This is a genomic window from Pseudomonas asuensis, assembly GCF_014646755.1.
GTDB classification, from domain to species: Bacteria; Pseudomonadota; Gammaproteobacteria; order Pseudomonadales; family Pseudomonadaceae; genus Chryseomonas; species Chryseomonas asuensis.
Window position 1 is genome coordinate 342,155 of sequence record NZ_BMNW01000003.1, and the last position, 16,518, is coordinate 358,672.

At 53.1% G+C, this 16,518-nt stretch carries 15 protein-coding genes, 4 tRNA genes and 1 pseudogene; 10 read left to right on the top strand and 10 right to left on the bottom strand.

What is annotated here, in order from left to right:
* Positions 1 to 136: 136 nt before the first annotated feature.
* A complete protein-coding gene (locus IEX86_RS08305) occupies positions 137 to 703 on the top strand; it encodes a GNAT family N-acetyltransferase (protein WP_188865662.1) in 567 nt (188 codons plus the stop codon).
* Positions 704 to 817: 114 nt separating this feature from the next.
* A pseudogene (locus IEX86_RS08310) lies at positions 818 to 2,134 on the top strand (MFS transporter); the annotation flags it as partial.
* Between the two features lie 29 nt (positions 2,135 to 2,163).
* On the opposite strand, the gene sugE reads toward IEX86_RS08310, so the two are convergent.
* The 3 genes from sugE to rdgC all read right to left on the bottom strand — a co-directional run bounded on the left by sugE (position 2,164) and on the right by rdgC (position 4,529).
* Positions 2,164 to 2,478 carry a quaternary ammonium compound efflux SMR transporter SugE gene (gene sugE / locus IEX86_RS08315; RefSeq protein WP_188865664.1) on the bottom strand — a complete coding sequence of 105 codons (315 nt, stop codon included), beginning with the start codon at positions 2,476 to 2,478 and terminating at the stop codon, positions 2,164 to 2,166.
* A 118-nt stretch (positions 2,479 to 2,596) separates the two neighbouring features.
* A complete protein-coding gene (locus IEX86_RS08320; RefSeq protein WP_188865665.1) occupies positions 2,597 to 3,541 on the bottom strand; it encodes a bile acid:sodium symporter family protein in 945 nt (314 codons plus the stop codon).
* Positions 3,542 to 3,608: 67 nt separating this feature from the next.
* Positions 3,609 to 4,529, bottom strand: a complete 921-nt coding sequence (gene rdgC, locus IEX86_RS08325) for a recombination-associated protein RdgC (RefSeq protein WP_188865666.1) — start codon at positions 4,527 to 4,529, stop codon at positions 3,609 to 3,611.
* Positions 4,530 to 4,838: 309 nt separating this feature from the next.
* Between rdgC and IEX86_RS08330 the strand changes: the two genes are divergently transcribed.
* The 7 genes from IEX86_RS08330 to IEX86_RS08360 all read left to right on the top strand — a co-directional run bounded on the left by IEX86_RS08330 (position 4,839) and on the right by IEX86_RS08360 (position 7,425).
* Positions 4,839 to 4,914, top strand: a tRNA-Val gene (locus tag IEX86_RS08330).
* A gap of 15 nt (positions 4,915 to 4,929) precedes the next feature.
* Positions 4,930 to 5,006: transfer RNA gene (locus IEX86_RS08335), tRNA-Asp, on the top strand.
* A 77-nt stretch (positions 5,007 to 5,083) separates the two neighbouring features.
* Positions 5,084 to 5,159: transfer RNA gene (locus tag IEX86_RS08340), tRNA-Val, on the top strand.
* Positions 5,160 to 5,172: 13 nt separating this feature from the next.
* Positions 5,173 to 5,249 (top strand) — tRNA-Asp (locus tag IEX86_RS08345).
* Positions 5,250 to 5,595: 346 nt separating this feature from the next.
* Complete coding sequence (bamJ, locus tag IEX86_RS08350) at positions 5,596 to 6,369, top strand: BamJ family beta-barrel-assembly machinery protein (protein WP_188865667.1); 774 nt, start codon at positions 5,596 to 5,598, stop codon at positions 6,367 to 6,369.
* Positions 6,370 to 6,516: 147 nt separating this feature from the next.
* Positions 6,517 to 6,984, top strand: a complete 468-nt coding sequence (locus IEX86_RS08355) for a YkvA family protein (RefSeq protein ID WP_188865668.1) — start codon at positions 6,517 to 6,519, stop codon at positions 6,982 to 6,984.
* 75 nt (positions 6,985 to 7,059) lie between these two features.
* Positions 7,060 to 7,425 carry a hypothetical protein gene (locus IEX86_RS08360; protein WP_188865669.1) on the top strand — a complete coding sequence of 122 codons (366 nt, stop codon included), beginning with the start codon at positions 7,060 to 7,062 and terminating at the stop codon, positions 7,423 to 7,425.
* A gap of 1 nt (position 7,426) precedes the next feature.
* On the opposite strand, the gene IEX86_RS08365 is transcribed toward IEX86_RS08360, so the two are convergent.
* Positions 7,427 to 9,178: a bifunctional diguanylate cyclase/phosphodiesterase gene (locus IEX86_RS08365; protein ID WP_188865670.1), complete on the bottom strand. Its 1,752-nt coding sequence runs from the start codon at positions 9,176 to 9,178 to the stop codon at positions 7,427 to 7,429.
* Between the two features lie 86 nt (positions 9,179 to 9,264).
* Complete coding sequence (locus tag IEX86_RS08370) at positions 9,265 to 11,355, bottom strand: carboxy terminal-processing peptidase (protein WP_188865671.1); 2,091 nt, start codon at positions 11,353 to 11,355, stop codon at positions 9,265 to 9,267.
* A gap of 117 nt (positions 11,356 to 11,472) precedes the next feature.
* Between IEX86_RS08370 and IEX86_RS08375 the strand changes: the two genes are divergently transcribed.
* On the top strand, positions 11,473 to 12,435 hold the full coding sequence (locus IEX86_RS08375) for an NAD(P)H-quinone oxidoreductase (RefSeq protein ID WP_188865672.1): 963 nt from the start codon (positions 11,473 to 11,475) through the stop codon (positions 12,433 to 12,435).
* A 43-nt stretch (positions 12,436 to 12,478) separates the two neighbouring features.
* Here IEX86_RS08375 and IEX86_RS08380 read toward each other — a convergent pair whose 3' ends face one another.
* The 5 genes from IEX86_RS08380 to IEX86_RS08400 are packed head-to-tail and all read right to left on the bottom strand — an operon-like array spanning position 12,479 to position 16,517.
* Positions 12,479 to 13,129, bottom strand: coding sequence for an HAD family hydrolase (locus IEX86_RS08380; protein WP_188865673.1), 651 nt, complete (start codon positions 13,127 to 13,129; stop codon positions 12,479 to 12,481).
* Complete coding sequence (locus IEX86_RS08385; protein WP_188865674.1) at positions 13,126 to 14,115, bottom strand: ABC transporter ATP-binding protein; 990 nt, start codon at positions 14,113 to 14,115, stop codon at positions 13,126 to 13,128. The genes IEX86_RS08380 and IEX86_RS08385 overlap by 4 nt, the downstream gene beginning before the upstream one ends.
* Positions 14,112 to 14,906 (bottom strand): ABC transporter permease, encoded by a 795-nt coding sequence (locus IEX86_RS08390; protein ID WP_188865675.1) that lies wholly within the window; start codon positions 14,904 to 14,906, stop codon positions 14,112 to 14,114. The genes IEX86_RS08385 and IEX86_RS08390 overlap by 4 nt, the downstream gene beginning before the upstream one ends.
* Complete coding sequence (locus IEX86_RS08395) at positions 14,893 to 15,723, bottom strand: ABC transporter permease (RefSeq protein ID WP_188865676.1); 831 nt, start codon at positions 15,721 to 15,723, stop codon at positions 14,893 to 14,895. Before IEX86_RS08395 ends, IEX86_RS08390 begins: the two co-directional genes overlap by 14 nt.
* Positions 15,720 to 16,517: an alkaline phosphatase family protein gene (locus IEX86_RS08400; RefSeq protein ID WP_188865677.1), complete on the bottom strand. Its 798-nt coding sequence runs from the start codon at positions 16,515 to 16,517 to the stop codon at positions 15,720 to 15,722. Before IEX86_RS08400 ends, IEX86_RS08395 begins: the two co-directional genes overlap by 4 nt.
* Between the last annotated feature and the right edge of the window lies 1 nt (position 16,518).

Here is a 16,518-nt window from a genome sequence, read left to right on the forward strand (position 1 = left end):
GGGGAGCATGGCAGGCTTTATAGGTGTCTCATCAAAGCGACTGCTCCAAGGTCCTTAGGCCAATGTCGCAGGTTTGGTTGAGCCCAAGGGCTTCAGCCTGTTAGCGTGTCGCAGTGTTATCAAGGAGAGTGGCGCCATGTTCGAAGCGCATCCCATTACCTTGCAGCGCGGTGCTCTTCGTCTAGAGCCTATGGTGGAAAGCGACGTACTGGAATTGGTCAGCCTAGCCGACCTCAACCGGGACGAGTTGCATTATCTCAGCGGCCCTTTGCGGCCAGACTGGTATAGGCAGGCCATCGCCGAGCAGCGTGAGGGAAAATCCATACCCTTTACTATCAGGCTGGCTGACAAGCTGATTGGTACTACCCGGTTTTCAGAGTTTTTGCCCGCATTGCCTGCGGCAGAAATCGGTTGGACCTGGTTGGACCGTGAGCAGCATGGCAGTGGCCTAAATGCCAACATTAAATACCTGCTGCTGCGCCATGCTTTCGAAAACTGGCATCTGGTGCGAGTACAGCTCAAGACGGCTGCGAGCAACTTGCGTGCGCAACATGCAATCGAGAAATTGGGGGCTGTGCGTGAAGGTCTGTTACGTAACCATCGACGTCTGGCTGATGGCCGACTCGACGACACCGTCATGTACAGTATTACCGACCGTGAGTGGCCTACTGTAAAAGCCAATCTGGAAGCTTCTTTTTCTTAAAGCCCTCAGGCATTACAGCAGTAGTTTGACGGGCAGTGTAACGTTCTTGTTATATCGGGCTGCGAGTATGACTGTAGCCCGCTTCAGGTTCCCCTTCGAATAGGACCTCATTCGATGTCCTCACAGTTTGCCTTGTTGAAAAAGCGGCGCTTCTTGCCGTTCTTTGTAACGCAATCGCTTAGCGCCTTTAATGATAACGTCTATAAGCAGTCATTGATCCTGGCTGTGCTATTCCATCTAAGCCTTGCCGGCGACAGGTTGCTCTTGGTCAATCTGTGCGCCTTGCTGTTTATCCTTCCTTTCCTGTTGTTCTCGGCCTTGGGCGGACAGCTAGGGGAGAAATGCGATAAGGCGCGGCTCATGCAATGGCTAAAGGGCTCGGAAGTTGTCATGTTGGCATTAGGGAGCCTTGGCTTCCTGCTTAACAGCTTGCCATTGCTATTAATGATTCTGTTTGCAATGGGAACACGCTCGGCACTCTTCGGCCCTTCCAAGTACTCTATTTTACCTCAGCATCTTGAGCCACGAGAGTTGATGGGCGGTAACGCTCTGGTCGAGATGGGGACTTTCCTGGCTATTCTAGGCGGCACGATTGGGGCAGGGGTGCTGCTCTCTCAGGCAAATTACGCCCAGGCCGTGGCGATGAGTGTCTTGCTCATTGCCCTATTGGGGTTTTTCTTTAGCCTGGGTATCCCATCGGCACCTGCGGCTATGCCGCAGCTCAAGCTGGATTGGAATATTTTCCGGCAAACATGGGTAATTTTGCGTATGGGCCTAGGGCAGGCGCCTTCGGTCTCACGCTCACTGCTGGGAAATTCCTGGTTCTGGTTTGTAGGTGCGATATACCTTACGCAGATACCTGCTTATGCCAAGGACTACTTGCATGGCAGCGAAAGCATGGTTTCGCTGATTCTTACCCTGTTCTCGGTAGGGATCGCCCTGGGATCTCTCTTATGTGGGCGTTTATCCAAGGGCCATGTCGAACCAGGTATTGTTCCCTTGGGCGCACTGGGGCTGTCACTCTTCAGTATCCTGCTCTATGCCGTCACGCCAGATGCTACTACTGCCGTCATAGATACTTATAGCGGATGGGCAGCGTTAAAGGAGCTCTCCCTGTGGCCAGCGCTTGGGTGCATTCTAGGGCTGGGCATCTTTGGAGGGTTCTACATCGTCCCACTCTATGCACTGATTCAATCGCGTACCCCGCAGGAGGAGCGTTCTCGGGTTATTGCTGCCACAAATATTCTCAATGCGCTTCTTATGGTCTGTTCCGCCCTTATGACCATGGTGCTTCTGTCTGGAATAGGGCTAACCATTCCAGAGCTCTTTCTTGCAGTTGCCTTGATGAACATAGGCGTCAATGCTTTTTTGTTTACAAGCGTTCCAGAGTTTTGGGCGCGTTTTCGGGTACTGATAGGGCGTGAGCATCGTGCACGAAGCGCGCACGATTAGGCTTTGCGTTAGTGACTAAGCTTAAGACCAATCAAGCCACACAGAATCAGCAGGACGCTAAACAGGCGAATAGGACTGACGCTTTCACCAAACAGCATGATGCCAGCGATCACCGTGCCTATAGCGCCAATGCCAGTCCATATGGCATAAGCCGTACCCAGGGGAAGCTGTTTAACAGCCATGCCCAATAAGCTTATGCTGGCCAGCATGGCTGCTGCCGTCAGGAGGGTGGGAAGAGGGCGGGTGAAGCCTTCGGTGTATTTAAGGCCGATAGCCCAGCCTATTTCAAAAAGGCCAGCCAGAAAAAGAAGAATCCAGGACATAGAGGTTCCAGGGTTGGAAGAGCGGGGCCGTCCCCGGGTGGTCATAAGCGGTGAGGTCGTCCTCACCGCCATTGATGAGCCTTTATGAGAGTCCAGGCTCATCCGTTTCATTACGCATTCAATCTTTCGCAGAAGGCTCGTCATTCAAGCGCCGGAACCAGGTGGCCAGCAGCGCCCCGGAAATATTATGCCAGACGCTGAATAAGGCGCTAGGTACCGCTGCAAGTGGGGAAAAGTGAGCTGTAGCTAACGCTGCGCCTAGTCCTGAATTCTGCATGCCGACTTCAATAGCCAGAGTCTTGCGCTGCGCCAGGGGTAAACCAAACACCTTTCCGGCCAGATAACCAAGCGTCAGTCCTAGTAGGTTATGCAATACGACCACGGCCATGATTAAAAATCCTGACTCGGCTATCTTCGCCTGGCTGACCGCCACGACGGCTGCCACGATCACTACAATGCTGATAACCGATACCAGCGGCAATACCTCAACGGCTGCCCGTACCTTTGATCCCAGGAAACGTTGGGCGATCAGCCCCAGTACGATCGGAAGTATGACGACCTGAACGATCGACAGGAAAAGCGCAGAAAACTTGACCGGTAACCACGCTGAAGCCAGTAGCCAGATCAGCGTAGGCGTTACCAGTGGGGCCAGAAGTGTGGTGACGGCTGTAATGCCAACCGACAATGCAACATCTCCGCGGGAAAACCAGGTGATGACGTTGGATGCCGTGCCACCGGGACAGCAGCCGACCAAAATTACGCCTACGGCGATTTCCGGTGGTAACTGCATAATGAAACAAAGCAGCCACGCCATGCCGGGCATGATGACGAATTGTGCTATCACACCAAGGAGTACTCTCAGAGGCTTGCGAAACACCTCTTGGAAGTCCTCAGTTTTGAGCGTGAGCCCCATGCCAAACATGATCAGGCCCAACAGCGGAACAATAGCTGGGGTTAAGGAGCGAAACCCTTCAGGCCATATAAAAGCCAGAATCGCTGCCAACAGGACCCACAAGGCAAAGGTATTGCCTGCAAAACGGCTTAAAGCCGCAAGGACGCCCATGATTATCCTTATAAAAATATGAGAGCCTTTGAAGTAGGAGGCGGCACCTCTCGGGTGCCGCGACCGATTACAGCCCTTGTGGAATTTCTTCTCCACCCAAAGCTTCGACCAGTGATGGAATAAACTCGGCAAAGGTCATCATCATCAATGTAAAGGTAGCATCTAGCTGTGCCATGGCATCATCACCGCCATCCTGCTCAGCCTGCTCCTGAAGCAGATCTTCAAAGCGCAGACGCTTGAGAGCTACCTTATCGTCAATCAGCAACGAAAGTTTGTCCTGCCAGGCTAGCGCCAGCTTAGTGACCAGCTTGCCTGCGCCCAAGTGATTTTGAATCTCTTCACTCGTCAGGTCCTGTCCCTTGCAGCGAACTACACCACCATCCTCATGGCTGTCGCGTAATTCGCACTCGTCCAACAGGTGGAAGTCGTGAGTAGCTGCCTGAGACTTGACCCAGTCCGTAAAGGTCGCAGTAGGTGCCTGCTTAACCGACATTGGGCGGACCGGAAGAGAACCCAGTGCTTCACGAAGGGTAGAGAGCAGGTCCTCGGCCCGCTTGGCACTGGAGGCATCTACCAATATCCAACCCTGTTTGGGTGCTATTGCTGCAAACGTGGTCTGGCGACGGATAAAGGCTCGTGGGAGCAGGCTCATGACAATTTCGTCTTTGATCTGATCGCGCTCCTTTTTATAAACCTTGCGCATCTGTTGCGCTTCGATTTCATCTACTTTTTCCTGCACGGCATCCTTTACTACGCTGCCGGGCAGAATGCGCTCTTCCTTACGAGCTGCAATCAGGAAAAAGTCCTGGCTGGCATGTACCAGTGGGGCGTCTTCTCCTTTGCCAAAAGGAGCAACGAAACCATAGGTGGTTAGTTCCTGGCTGGCGCAGGGACGTGCAGGTTTGCTGGCCAACGCGGTTTCCAGGGCCTCGGCCTCGAGTGATAAATCCTGGGTGAGACGATAAATAAGAAGATTACGAAACCACATGGCGTGACGATTCCCCAAAAAACGAAGCGCGCATTATTCCGCTGCCATGCTTCCAAGGCCAACCCCCAATTGATCATTGGCAGCGATTAAACGGTCTTAATGACAAACAGACCGCTTTTTGAATCATTGGTTAAGTCACTGTGCTTGCCAGGGATCAGGCCAGGAAATGATCCAAGGGCTTGGAAATAAAGGAAAAGAACCTAAGCCTTTGGATCATTTGAAATTTTTTTTAACTGGGGGCTTGCCAGCCTGTAAAACCGTCCGTAGAATGCGCCCCACTTCGAGAGCAAACGCTTACGAAAGTTAAGTGGGTGATTAGCTCAGCTGGGAGAGCATCTGCCTTACAAGCAGAGGGTCGGCGGTTCGATCCCGTCATCACCCACCACTCTTGAAGTTACGCGCAGCGGTAGTTCAGTCGGTTAGAATACCGGCCTGTCACGCCGGGGGTCGCGGGTTCGAGTCCCGTCCGCTGCGCCATTTTTGCTTCATCTTGGATTGCTTGATTCTGATTCGTCAGGTCATTCAGCCAAGAAGAACACTAGCGAAAGCTATGTGGGTGATTAGCTCAGCTGGGAGAGCATCTGCCTTACAAGCAGAGGGTCGGCGGTTCGATCCCGTCATCACCCACCATTTTGCGATATACGCAGCGGTAGTTCAGTCGGTTAGAATACCGGCCTGTCACGCCGGGGGTCGCGGGTTCGAGTCCCGTCCGCTGCGCCATATTAAGATTATCGGGCCTACTGAACTCCCGGTAATCTACGAGAAAGCGGCCTTGTGCCGCTTTTTTTGTTTCCGCCAATTTACTCTATCTCTTCCGATTATCTACTTCATACGTGGCTTTTATTAAAAGGCTATGCGCATTAGAAGCGCCTTTTAGACATGTCCAGCCTGCATGTTCACGTTTGTTTGATACGTCACGCATAGGGACTGTTTTGTATTCAGTCGCTATTCAGCGCTGAACTTATAAGCTACGAACTATTCTTATCATGCCGTAGCCAGTGGCAGTTAGGCCCTGATAAGCTCGCGGTTTTATCGAACGCGCTTCGCGCACGGACAAGGAAACAGCATGAAACAGCACCGGTTGGCAGCAGCAGTGGCCCTCGTTGGCCTGGTTCTCAGCGGCTGCGACTCACAATCCAAGGTCAATCTTGAAACCCCGGCTCAAAAAGCCTCCTACGGCATCGGCTTGAACATGGGTAAAAGCCTTGCTCAGGAAGGCATCGACGACCTGGATTCAAAAGCGGTGGCTTTGGGTATTGAAGATGCTGTGGGCAAGAAAGAGCAAAAGCTCACTGATGATCAGCTAAGAGATGCATTTGCCGATCTGCAGAAACGTGCAGAAGAGCGCATGACCAAAATCAGCGAAGACACTGCCAAAGCGGGTAAGGACTTTCTGGAAAAAAATGGCAAGCGCGAAGGTGTCGTAACGACAGCATCCGGCTTGCAGTATGAGGTTGTTAAAAAGGCCGAAGGTGCACAGCCCAAGCCAAATGATGTTGTGACGGTTCACTACGAAGGCCGCCTTGTCGACGGCACTGTGTTCGATAGCTCCATCAAGCGTGGCAGCCCGATTGATCTGCCCGTTAGCGGCGTGATCCCTGGTTGGGTTGAGGCGCTACAGCTCATGCATGTGGGCGAGAAGTACAAGTTGTACATTCCTAGTGAGTTGGCCTATGGTGCGCAGAGCCCGAGCCCTGCTATTCCTGCCAATTCAGTTCTGGTTTTTGATCTGGAGCTGCTAGGTATTAAGGATGCGAATGCTCAAGGCGATAATGGTCTGATGCAGGAGCCTTCCGACGAATCGGATACTGTGCAAGAGCAAGATACTTCCAAGAAGTAATATCCTGCTTGCTAGAGAAAAGCCCCGTTCATACGGGGCTTTTTGTTTTTGGAAACCTGTAACGAAGAAGATGCTCTAATTTAAGTATTTGCTTAACTATTGACCAATCGCTCTATCAGACTGCCTTTGCAAGGCGGGGGAGATCCCATGAAGCCACCGGTTGGATTTGATCGTTACCTAAGGCTTGCTCAACGGTTTCTTGTTCGGGGCCGATTACCGGCGCTGCTACTGGCTGTAGGGCGCAAATTGGCAAAGCGAGATTTTCGCCTGGGTGCCGCTAAGGATACCTTAGGCTTGTTTCATTCCTTGCTATTGGCGTGGTGGCGTGGGGAGTATCGCGGTATTAGCCGGCAGGCACTTTTGTCGGTGGTAGCAGCGCTTGTTTACTTCCTGTCGCCGATTGATCTGATCCCTGACTGGATGCTGACGTTTGGCTTTATTGATGATTTAGCGGTGTTGGCGTGGGTAAGCAAAACCTGGAAGAGCGAGCTGGATGCTTTTCGAGCGTGGCGAGATGCTCAGCCTGTAGCGCTGCAGCGGTCATTGTCGGCTCCGCCGCACCCTCATGAGAAGCCAGCCGAGGGCATTATAGTGGTTGAGCGAGCTGGTATCTGATTGTAAGAGGCTTGCGTATCAGGGCAGGATAAGCTGTTCTGTATAATAGCCTCTTGTTGAAATCAGGTTTGGATCGTGGCTTTACATATCAGTCGTACCCATTGGCAGGCGCTGCTGGCTGAGTTGGAAGAGGCTCGTTGCCAGCGACACTTGGTAACGTATCGCTCATTGATTGAGCGTCTTCAGTTACCGACTCCAGCCATGATTACGCTAACTGCTGCGCTAGAGCATTTGATGGCTCTAGATGCCCGTCAAGGTAGCCCATTGCGCAGTGCGCTCGTCGTCAGTCAGGGCGCCAGTCGTTTACCGCGTCCCGGTTTTTTCGAGTGTGCTCAGCGGGTCGGACGGTTCAATGGCCAAGTGGACGGTATAGCTGCTGCCGCTTGGCATGCGTCGGAAGTTACGCGCGTTTTTGAGTACACTTATCCCCCCAATGACTAGGTCAGACCATTTCGGCCATCAAGTGTAGGCTGTAGCCGGGAATGGTTTTAGCTTGAGCTTTGGCGCTTTCAGCCAGCTTGAGCAACTGGCGGGCGTCGCGTGAGGTTCGGCTTTCTGCTGTAACTCTTACAACGCCTAGTGAAAGAGAGAGTAGGGGATATTCGCGACGGCAGCCTTCAAGATCTTCTGTAATCAAGCAACCTGCATCCAGATGCTCTGGAGCATAGAAGCGGCGGCAGCGTCCTTGAAACGTTTCCATGAGCCGGGTTAGCCGGGCACGCCAGTCCATAGAGCGCAGAACAACTATAAAGTTATCGTCTCCATAATGGCCAACAAAATCTTGCGTGCGATCAATGCTCTCTGCCAGAACCTGGGCCAGGCATAGCAATACCTCATCTCCTTTTGCATAGCCGTAGATTTCATTGAAAGGGGTAAAGCTGTCTATATCAAGGTGACACAGGATGGCGTTCTGGTTGTGCTCCAATAACTGACTCAGGCAATGATGAATCGGCACGCTACCCGGCAGGCCTGTAAGTGGGTTGGCATGTCGGGCCTCTTGGATCTTCTGCTCAGTGATGAGTTGAAGGAGATCAACCACACGGCCCATGCCGGCATATTGGCCTTGATCGACAATGATGAAGTCTTCTTCCACTCGCTGCTTGGCACGCTGGGTTAATAGTCGGCTAACGTGAAGAGGTGACTGGCTTTTTTCTACGCAAAGAAAATCCAGATGCATCAGGCGTGTAATGGGCTTGCGGCCAAACAGGTCTGGTGCAAAGGGCTTGCGCAAGGTTTCTGCTAGAGCGTAATGATGAACAATCCCGACAGGTGCACCTTGCTCATCAAGTACGGCTAGAGAGTTGAAGCTGGGTTTATCATGGAAGAGCTGCATGACAGCAGGGATCAAGGTGTGCTCCGTGACTGCAGGTCGTTCCAATAGCATGGACGTCAAGCCTGTACCGCCTTCTGTAAGGCTTTTAGGTCGGGCCTCTAGGCGCGGCATGATCTCACGTGCTTCGCGCGGTGGGTTTGCTTCAGGGCGGCTCAACAAGTAGCCCTGAACCAAGTCAATGCCCATTTCTGCCAGTACGACAAGTTCGTCATGCAGTTCAATGCCTTCGGCAACGACTATGGCATTGGAGGCTCTGGCCATCTGAAGAATTGAACCTACAAACTCACGCTTAACACCGTCACGGTGAATACCATCAATGAAATGGCGATCAATCTTTACATAATCTGGCCGCAGCTCGGACCATAGGCGCAGGCTGGAATATCCGGCCCCTAAATCATCTAGAGCGATTGAGAAGCCCATCGCTCGATAATAGTGCAATGCGGTATCGAGTAATCCCAAGTCATCCGTCGGGGACTGTTCGGTTAGCTCAATAACTACTCGGTTGGCTGGAATGCCCAGGCGTTGCAGGAGCTTTAAGGTACGGCCTTGTTCGTGGCTGCTCTCAAGGAGTGATTCAGGTGAAACGTTAAGAAAGAGTTTGCCCTCAAGACCAAGATCGCGAAAGCCGGTACAGGCTTTGGCGCGGCATGCCATTTCCAGTTCCGACAAGCGCTGTGTCGCTCGAGCGACGGCAAACAGCGGGAGCGGAGAGTGCAGAGGGCTATTGGAAGGCCCTCGACTGAGTGCTTCATAGCCGATGATGCGGCGCTCACTCAAGGAGACAATAGGCTGGAAAAGGCTATGCAAATCACCTCGAGCCAGTATGTGCTCAAGTGCACTCAACTGTTCGTTGACGGTCATCTATCTTGGGTCCTGAATAAACAAAGCCAGCGATAAGCTGGCCTTGTTCATTTCACGACAGTTCGATGACTGTTTGATGACGGCGGTTAGTGAGACGTGCGGCCTTGGCTTAAGTCCAGATAGTCGAGCAGGATCTGGCCGCTTTCCATCAAGTAGGCGTCGTCTTGTGGTTTTGTCTTGTCATCGTTATTAGCCGCCGCGATTGCATCATCGTCGATCTTTTTCAGCTCCTTGAGTGGCTCTTCACCTTTAGCTACCCGGCGCGCGTTTTCAATCGCCAGTTGTCGTTTATCAAGAGCATCCTGTTCAGCGCGACGCTTCTGCTCGTTCAGACTGACGGTCGTATCCTTCATGACATCCTGGGCAAATTGAAGGCGTTCACGAGCGAACACAAAGTCCGGATTGGTCTTGGTTCGCATGTCGTGAAGGTCAATCAGCTGAGGCAAGTAAGGCTTGAACGGGTTTTTATCGACCTCAAGAACTGGGCGAATCGTATCCCACGGCATGGAGTTAGGCAGGGCACTTTCGCCAATTTCCTTATTGTCTACGATGTCCGGATAAGTGATATCCGGGATAATGCCTTGGTGCTGTGTGCTCTGGCCTGAAACGCGATAAAACTTGGCTAGGGTCAGCTTCAATTCGCCGTGGTTAAGCGGCTGAATCGTTTGCACCGTACCTTTTCCGAAGGTCTGTCCACCTACAATTAGTGCGCGGTGATAATCCTGCATGGCACCGGCGAAAATTTCCGATGCCGATGCCGACAGGCGGTTGACCAATACGGTCATAGGTCCTGTGTAAAAAGCGTCGCCTTCATCGTCAGCCAGGACATCTACCTTGCCATCGCTATTACGCACCAACACCGTTGGGCCTTGATCGATGAAGAGCCCAGTCAGCTCGGTTGCTTCCTGCAGGGAGCCACCGCCGTTGTTACGAAGGTCGATGACAATACCGTCAACTTTCTCGTTTTTCAGCTCACCGATTAGCTTGCGAACATCGCGAGTGGTGCTCTTGTAGTTCGGGTCACCTGCACGATACGCCTTGAAGTCCAGATAGAAAGCGGGAACATCGACAACGCCCAACTTATAGGTTTTGCCGTTATGGGGGACGTCAATGATGTGTTTCTGGGCAGCCTGCTCTTCAAGCTTTACCGCTTCCCTGGTGATCGAGACGACCTTGGTCGTCTGGTCGTTTGGCGGATTGCTTGACGGAATGACTTCCAGGCGCACGACAGAGCCTTTTGCACCGCGAATCTTTTTGACTACTTCATCCAGACGCCAGCCGACCACATCGACCATCTCGCCATCTTTACCTTGAGCCACGCCTACAATCTTGTCGGCTGGAGCCAGCTGCTTGCTCTTGTCGGCCGGACCAGCCGGTACCAGGCGCACGATCTGTACGTAATCGTTGTCGCTTTGCAGCACTGCACCGATGCCCTCAAGAGAGAGGCTCATGTTGATATCGAAGTTCTCTGCGCTTTCGGGCGAGAGGTACTGCGTGTGCGGGTCGTACGTTTGAGCAAAGGCGTTGATATAGGTCTGGAAAATATCTTCGCTGCGGGTCTGCTTCAGGCGTGCCAGCTGATTACGATAGCGTTTTTGCAGCTGCTCCTTGATGGCTGCATCATCCTTACCGCCCAGTTTCAGGCGCAGGACTTCATCTTTAAGCTTCTTATGCCACAGTTCATCCAGTGCGGCAGTATTGGCAGGCCATGGAGCCTTCTCACGATTGACGTCAAACGTCTCGTCTGCCGCGAAATTCAACTGAGGAATGCCTTTATCCAGCAGGCCTAGCGTGTAGTCCAGGCGTTCCTTTACACGATCCAGATAACGTTTGTAGATGGTAAAGCCTGGATTCAGGTCGCCTTGCTTGAGCAGATCGTCGAAGCGAGTCCGCCATGCATCAAACTCGGAAATATCGGCTGCATTGAAATACAACCGATTGGGATCAAGCATCTTGAGATAGCTGTCATAGATCTTTATCGAGCGTTCATCGTTAAGCGGTGGCTTGCTGTAGTGATGGCGCTTGAGCAGCTCTACCACATTGAGACTTGCCACGACTTGATCGCGGTCTGGTTTGAGACCGTCCCAGACGTTTGGGCTCGCTGTCTTGGCCGCCAGCGGCAAAGCACTGACACCGAGGATGAACAGGAGGGCGGTACGGGGGAAGAGCTGCTTCATGCTTGATTCGACTAGAGTACGGGTAATAACGCTATAGGCCGTACTTGACCGTTCCGGTTCCCCGCAACAGTCAAGTACGCTGTTAAAGGTCAAAAGCTATCTCACTATGGAGGCACCGTGAACGCATTGCAAGGTATTGAAGGTCAGCTTGAATGGCAACAGCTGACAAGTGCTGCACTTTCTGCGGGAGAAATTCGCATTCAGGTGGCTGCAGCGGGGCTTAATCGCGCCGATCTTCTGCAATTGTCTGGTAATTACCCACCACCACCTGGAGCCCCGCAAACCTTGGGTCTGGAATGTTCTGGCGTAGTAGTTGAGGTCGGCGAAGGTGCTAATTGGAACGTAGGGGATCGCGTTTGTGCGTTGCTGGGCGGTGGTGGCATGGCGAGTGAAGTTGTCGTTCATGGTCAGCATGCGATTCCGGTTCCCGAAGGGCTTTCAATGGCTGAGGCCGCAGCGCTGCCTGAAGTCTGGGCAACAGCGTGGTGCAATCTGTTCGAATTGGCAGCCCTGCAGCCCGGCGAAAAGGTGCTTTTACACGCGGGAGCCAGTGGCGTAGGTTCGGCTGCTATTCAGCTCTGTAAGGCCTTTGGTAATCCCTGCTGGGTCAGCGTAGGCTCCGCTGAGCGATTAGACTATTGCATTTCGCTGGGCGCTGAGGGAGGCGTTGATCGGCATAAAGGGCTGGACGGCTTGCGCGACTTTGGACCTTTCGACGTGATCCTTGATCCGGTAGGGGCAGGCTACGCCGAGCTGAATCTGGATGTGCTGCGCCGTGATGGGCGTTGGGTTCTGATTGGATTGATGAGCGGCAAAGAGGCGCAGTTTGATCTGGCCAAGGTGCTAGGCAAGCGCATCAGTTTGATCGGCTCTACGCTGCGTAACCGTGATACAGCGTTCAAGGCTCGATTGATGGCAGAGCTGGCGGCGCGTGTCTGGCCGCTGTTTACGGAGGGCAAGCTCAAGCCAAATCTCGAGCGACAATTTGCTGCCAAGGATGCCGAGGCGGCATTTGCTGCGTTATCGAGCAACAAGGTGAACGGCAAGGTTGTCATGATTCTTGACGATAGCCTGACCTGAGTCCGGCATTGGCCATGCTCTAGGCATGGCCAGCTTCCGTTAGCTACTTCCATTCAAGGATTGGCCAGCCCCGCAGGTTGGCTTGCTCACGCAGATAAGGGTCAGGATTTACAGCATGTGGATGCCCGACCCGCTCCAGCAGATGTAAATCATTACGTGAGTCGGAATAGAAACTGGCTTCTGCAAGCTCCTCCTCCCGATTTTCCAACAACTCAAGAAGACGCGTTAGTTTGCCCTCTCGATAGGTCAGAATACCTTGAGTGTGGCCGGTATAAACACCGTGAGCCAACTCCAGATCAATGGCCAGTATTTCGCTAATGCCAAGCCTGCCAGCAATCGGCTCGACCAGGTGGGCACCGGAGGCTGAAATCAGCACAATCCGGTCACCTTTGGCACGATGCTCGGCAATACAGCGGCAGGCATCGCTAAAGATCAGGGGCTCGATAACATCCTCAACATAGGCGTCAATTTCGGGCTCCAGTTCTTCAGGTGCTCGGCCTATGAGCGGCTCAAGGGCGAATGCCATGTACTCCTCCATGGCCAGAGAGCCCTCAGAGTAGGCCTGCATCAAGGCAGCGTCACGCTCGATGAAAGACTCGTCAACCCAGCCGAGTTGAGCCATTCGCTGGCACCAAAGGCTGGAGCAGTCACCATCAATCAGGGTTTCGTCAAGGTCGAAAATAGCGAGGGTCATGCGACTTCTCTTGCGGCAGATAAATCGATCCCCAATGTGACGTGTGTGCCGCGTGTGCGCAAGGCGGAGGCATCATGATTGAGGACGTCGACCAAGAGCTCGATCCCCATGGTCCGCACACGGTAGCGAATGACATTGCCTAGCAAGGTATGTCCGATGATCTCTGCACTAGGGCCTTCCGAGGCGTTAATCCTGATCGATTCAGGCCGGATCGCTACCTGTTGGCCGAAGTTGTGGCCTAACAAGGCGGATGCTTGTGCAGCATCCAGAATGTTGTAGTTCCCCATAAAGCCTGCTGCAAACAGGGTCGCCGGTGCGGTATAGAGAGTTTCTGCATCACCACTTTGTACAATACGGCCTTCCTGCATCAAGACGATGCGATCGGACATCGTCAGGGCTTCTTCCTGATCATGGGTGACAAACAAGGTTGTAAGATTGAGTTCTTGTTGCAGGCTACGTATCTGCTCACGCAGATGCCTGCGAATACGTGCATCCAGGGCAGACAGCGGCTCGTCGAGCAACAGCAGGCGTGGGCGTGTAACGAGGGAGCGCGCAAGGGCGACACGCTGACATTGCCCTCCCGACAGCTGATGGGGATAGCGACCTTCGAATCCCTTGAGTTCTACCAGTTCGACCGCCTCAGCCGTGCGTCTGATTAGCGTCTGTCGATCCACCTTTTGCATCTTCAAGCCGAAAGCCACGTTTTGCGCCACTGTCATGTTGGGGAACAGCGCATAGCTCTGGAAGACCATGGCGATGCCGCGCTTCTGAGGAGATAAGGCTGCGATATCCTGGCCATCAAGCAGAATGCGACCACCGTTCACGGGGGTAAGTCCGGCCAGGCAGCGAAGGAGTGTGGATTTTCCGCAGCCTGAAGGGCCTAGAAGCGTGACCAGCTCACCTTGTTTGGCAGAAAACTCAATATCCTGAAAGATCATGGTCGAGCCGTAGCTCTTGTGCAGCTGTTTGACGCTTAAAAAGCTCATGATTTGTCCCGACTTAAACCACTGGCCGCCCACGTTACGATCAGCACAACCAGAAAGTAGGAGATAACCAGCGCGCTGGTAAAGTGGCCACTGCCGTTGCGCATGTTGTATAGGTAAACCTGCAGGGTTTCGTAACGCGCGCCCACCAAGATATTGGCAAAGACGAATTCGCCTATCAGAAACGAGAACGAAAGAAATAGCGCTACCATCAGGCCCTTGCGTAAGTTGGGCAGTACCACCAGAAGGGCTGCCCGGAAGGTGCTGGCACCCAGAAGGTGAGCGGCATCCATTAGATCGTGGACATTCAATGCCTGCAGGTTATTGCTGATGGCCCGGTACATGAACGGCAAGGCAATGGTGAAATAGCAGCCAATCAGAATCCATGGTGTGCCTATCAAGGGAAGCGGTCCACCCGCATAGAGCTGTAACAGCCCTACTGATGACACCACTGGTGGTACGGCGAATGGCAGCAGGATCAATACGTTCATAAGCGCATCGAGCCTGGGAAAGTGGTAGGCGATCACGAACATGAGTGGCAGTACAAGAAATATTGCCAACAGCAGCGCCCCCACGCATACGACCAGCGAGTGGCCAAATGCGATGAGAAAGCGTGAGTCGCTCCAGAGCGCCGCATACCATTTCAGTGTCAAGCCGCTGGGTAGAAGCGTGGCAGACCATTGGGTTGCCAATGAATACAGCAGGGTAGCGGCGAGCGGAAGCAGGAGGATCAGAAATAGCAGCCAGACAACCAGGCGATGGTAGAGCGAAACCGACCGGCTAGCGTTTGACATGGTAGCTCCGGCGTAGCAGCCACTGATGGGTAAAGGTAATGACAGTCATGAGAATCACCAGCAGCATGGCGAGGGCGCTGGCCAGATTTGGATCCAGGAATATATCGCCAGAAACCAATGCTGCGATGCGTACCGGAACGACATTAAAGTTGCCCGTTGTCAGGGCGTAGACGGTTGCATACGCTCCTAATGCATTGGCTAGCAGGATGATAAAAGTGCCGAGCAGTGCCGGGGTCAATACGGGCAGTCCGATATGCCGCCAGAAATGCCATGTGCTGGCGCCAAGCAGTGAGGCTGCTTCGCGCCAGTCTTCGCGCAGAGCGTCAAAGGCGGGGTAGAGCAGCAGAACACCGAGCGGAATCTGAAAATAGGTATAGATCAGAATCAGTCCGTTTTTGGAGTACAGATTGAAATCTTCGATCAATCCGGCTTGCTTGAGCAGTAGGGTCAAGCAGCCATTAAAGCCCAATAGGATGATGAAGGCGAAGGCCAGGGGAACGCCGGCAAAGTTGCTCGTCATGTTGGCAAAGGCCGTTACGAAGTCCCTTAGCCTTGAGTCGACCTGGCGTAACGAATAACTGCCCAATACTGCAATCAGTAGGCCTAGTACGCTGGACCAGACAGAGATTTCCAGCGAGAAGCGCATGGCCTGGCGATAGAAGGGGGACCCAAGGATCTCGCTAAAATTACCCAGCCCCCAACCGTCCAGGCTTTTGAGGCTATTGACGGCGATCCAGATCAACGGTGCTATCTGGAACGCACAAAAGAAAATCAGAAATGGCAAAAGGCATAATGTGGCCAGCCATTTGCCTTTCATGCCAGTAACTCCCGGCAAACCTGCTTGTCATGCGCTGCACCTAAAAGCTCGCAGAGCGTGCCGCATAGATCGGCCTGTAACGGTGTTGCCTCTTTCAGGCTGAAGCTTGAGCCAAACACGAATAAAGGTACTTCACGCTCTTCAGGCAAGACGCCTCCATGACTACGATCATCGTTCATGCCGTGATCGGCGGTCACCACCACCTGATAGCCTTCCTCTAGCCAGATTGGTAGATAGTTGGACAAATATATATCGGCCATTCGTGTGGCATTGCGGTATTGACTGCTGGAAAGGCCGTGCGTGTGGCCCGCATCGTCGATATTCATCGAGTGAACCAGAAGAAAGTCAGGTGAGTGGCGCACTCTCAGGCTTTCTGCATCGTCGAAGAGGTGAGAGTCTGGATAATGATCGGCATAATAAAAATGCCCATGCTGAATAGGCAGCTCAGGTGCGCAGGTATGACGGTCTCGCGGGGCCTCGAAAGGCGACAGGTTGTAAAGCTCGCTTATCCAATGGTAAGCCGCAGCCGCCGTAGTAAGGTGTGCTGCACGTGCATAATGAAACACGCTGCGCTGGTTCGAGAGCCGAACGATCTGGTTATGCGTAATGCCACTGTCGACAGGACGTACGCCTGTCAGGATGCACTCATAAAGCGGGCGTGACAGGGACGGTAGTTCACACTGCAAGGTATAGAGCCGTCCACGTCCAGCCTTACACATTCCCTGTAGATAGCCCATGCAGTCATGGGCCACTCCATAAGCAAGGCCATCAAGCACAACCAGGATCGTTCTCATC

Bases quoted from the DNA above. Each gene is read 5' to 3' on its own strand.
- IEX86_RS08365 (WP_188865670.1), bottom strand. From the start codon at position 9,178: ATGACCGTCAACGAACAGTTGAGTGCACTTGAGCACATACTGGCTCGA.
- IEX86_RS08385 (WP_188865674.1), bottom strand. From the start codon at position 14,115: ATGAGCTTTTTAAGCGTCAAACAGCTGCACAAGAGCTACGGCTCGACC.
- IEX86_RS08400 (WP_188865677.1), bottom strand. From the start codon at position 16,517: ATGAGAACGATCCTGGTTGTGCTTGATGGCCTTGCTTATGGAGTGGCC.
- IEX86_RS08305 (WP_188865662.1), top strand. From the start codon at position 137: ATGTTCGAAGCGCATCCCATTACCTTGCAGCGCGGTGCTCTTCGTCTA.
- IEX86_RS08380 (WP_188865673.1), bottom strand. From the start codon at position 13,129: ATGACCCTCGCTATTTTCGACCTTGACGAAACCCTGATTGATGGTGAC.
- IEX86_RS08390 (WP_188865675.1), bottom strand. From the start codon at position 14,906: ATGTCAAACGCTAGCCGGTCGGTTTCGCTCTACCATCGCCTGGTTGTC.
- bamJ (WP_188865667.1), top strand. From the start codon at position 5,596: ATGAAACAGCACCGGTTGGCAGCAGCAGTGGCCCTCGTTGGCCTGGTT.
- IEX86_RS08355 (WP_188865668.1), top strand. From the start codon at position 6,517: ATGAAGCCACCGGTTGGATTTGATCGTTACCTAAGGCTTGCTCAACGG.
- IEX86_RS08370 (WP_188865671.1), bottom strand. From the start codon at position 11,355: ATGAAGCAGCTCTTCCCCCGTACCGCCCTCCTGTTCATCCTCGGTGTC.
- rdgC (WP_188865666.1), bottom strand. From the start codon at position 4,529: ATGTGGTTTCGTAATCTTCTTATTTATCGTCTCACCCAGGATTTATCA.
- IEX86_RS08320 (WP_188865665.1), bottom strand. From the start codon at position 3,541: ATGGGCGTCCTTGCGGCTTTAAGCCGTTTTGCAGGCAATACCTTTGCC.
- sugE (WP_188865664.1), bottom strand. From the start codon at position 2,478: ATGTCCTGGATTCTTCTTTTTCTGGCTGGCCTTTTTGAAATAGGCTGG.
- IEX86_RS08395 (WP_188865676.1), bottom strand. From the start codon at position 15,723: ATGAAAGGCAAATGGCTGGCCACATTATGCCTTTTGCCATTTCTGATT.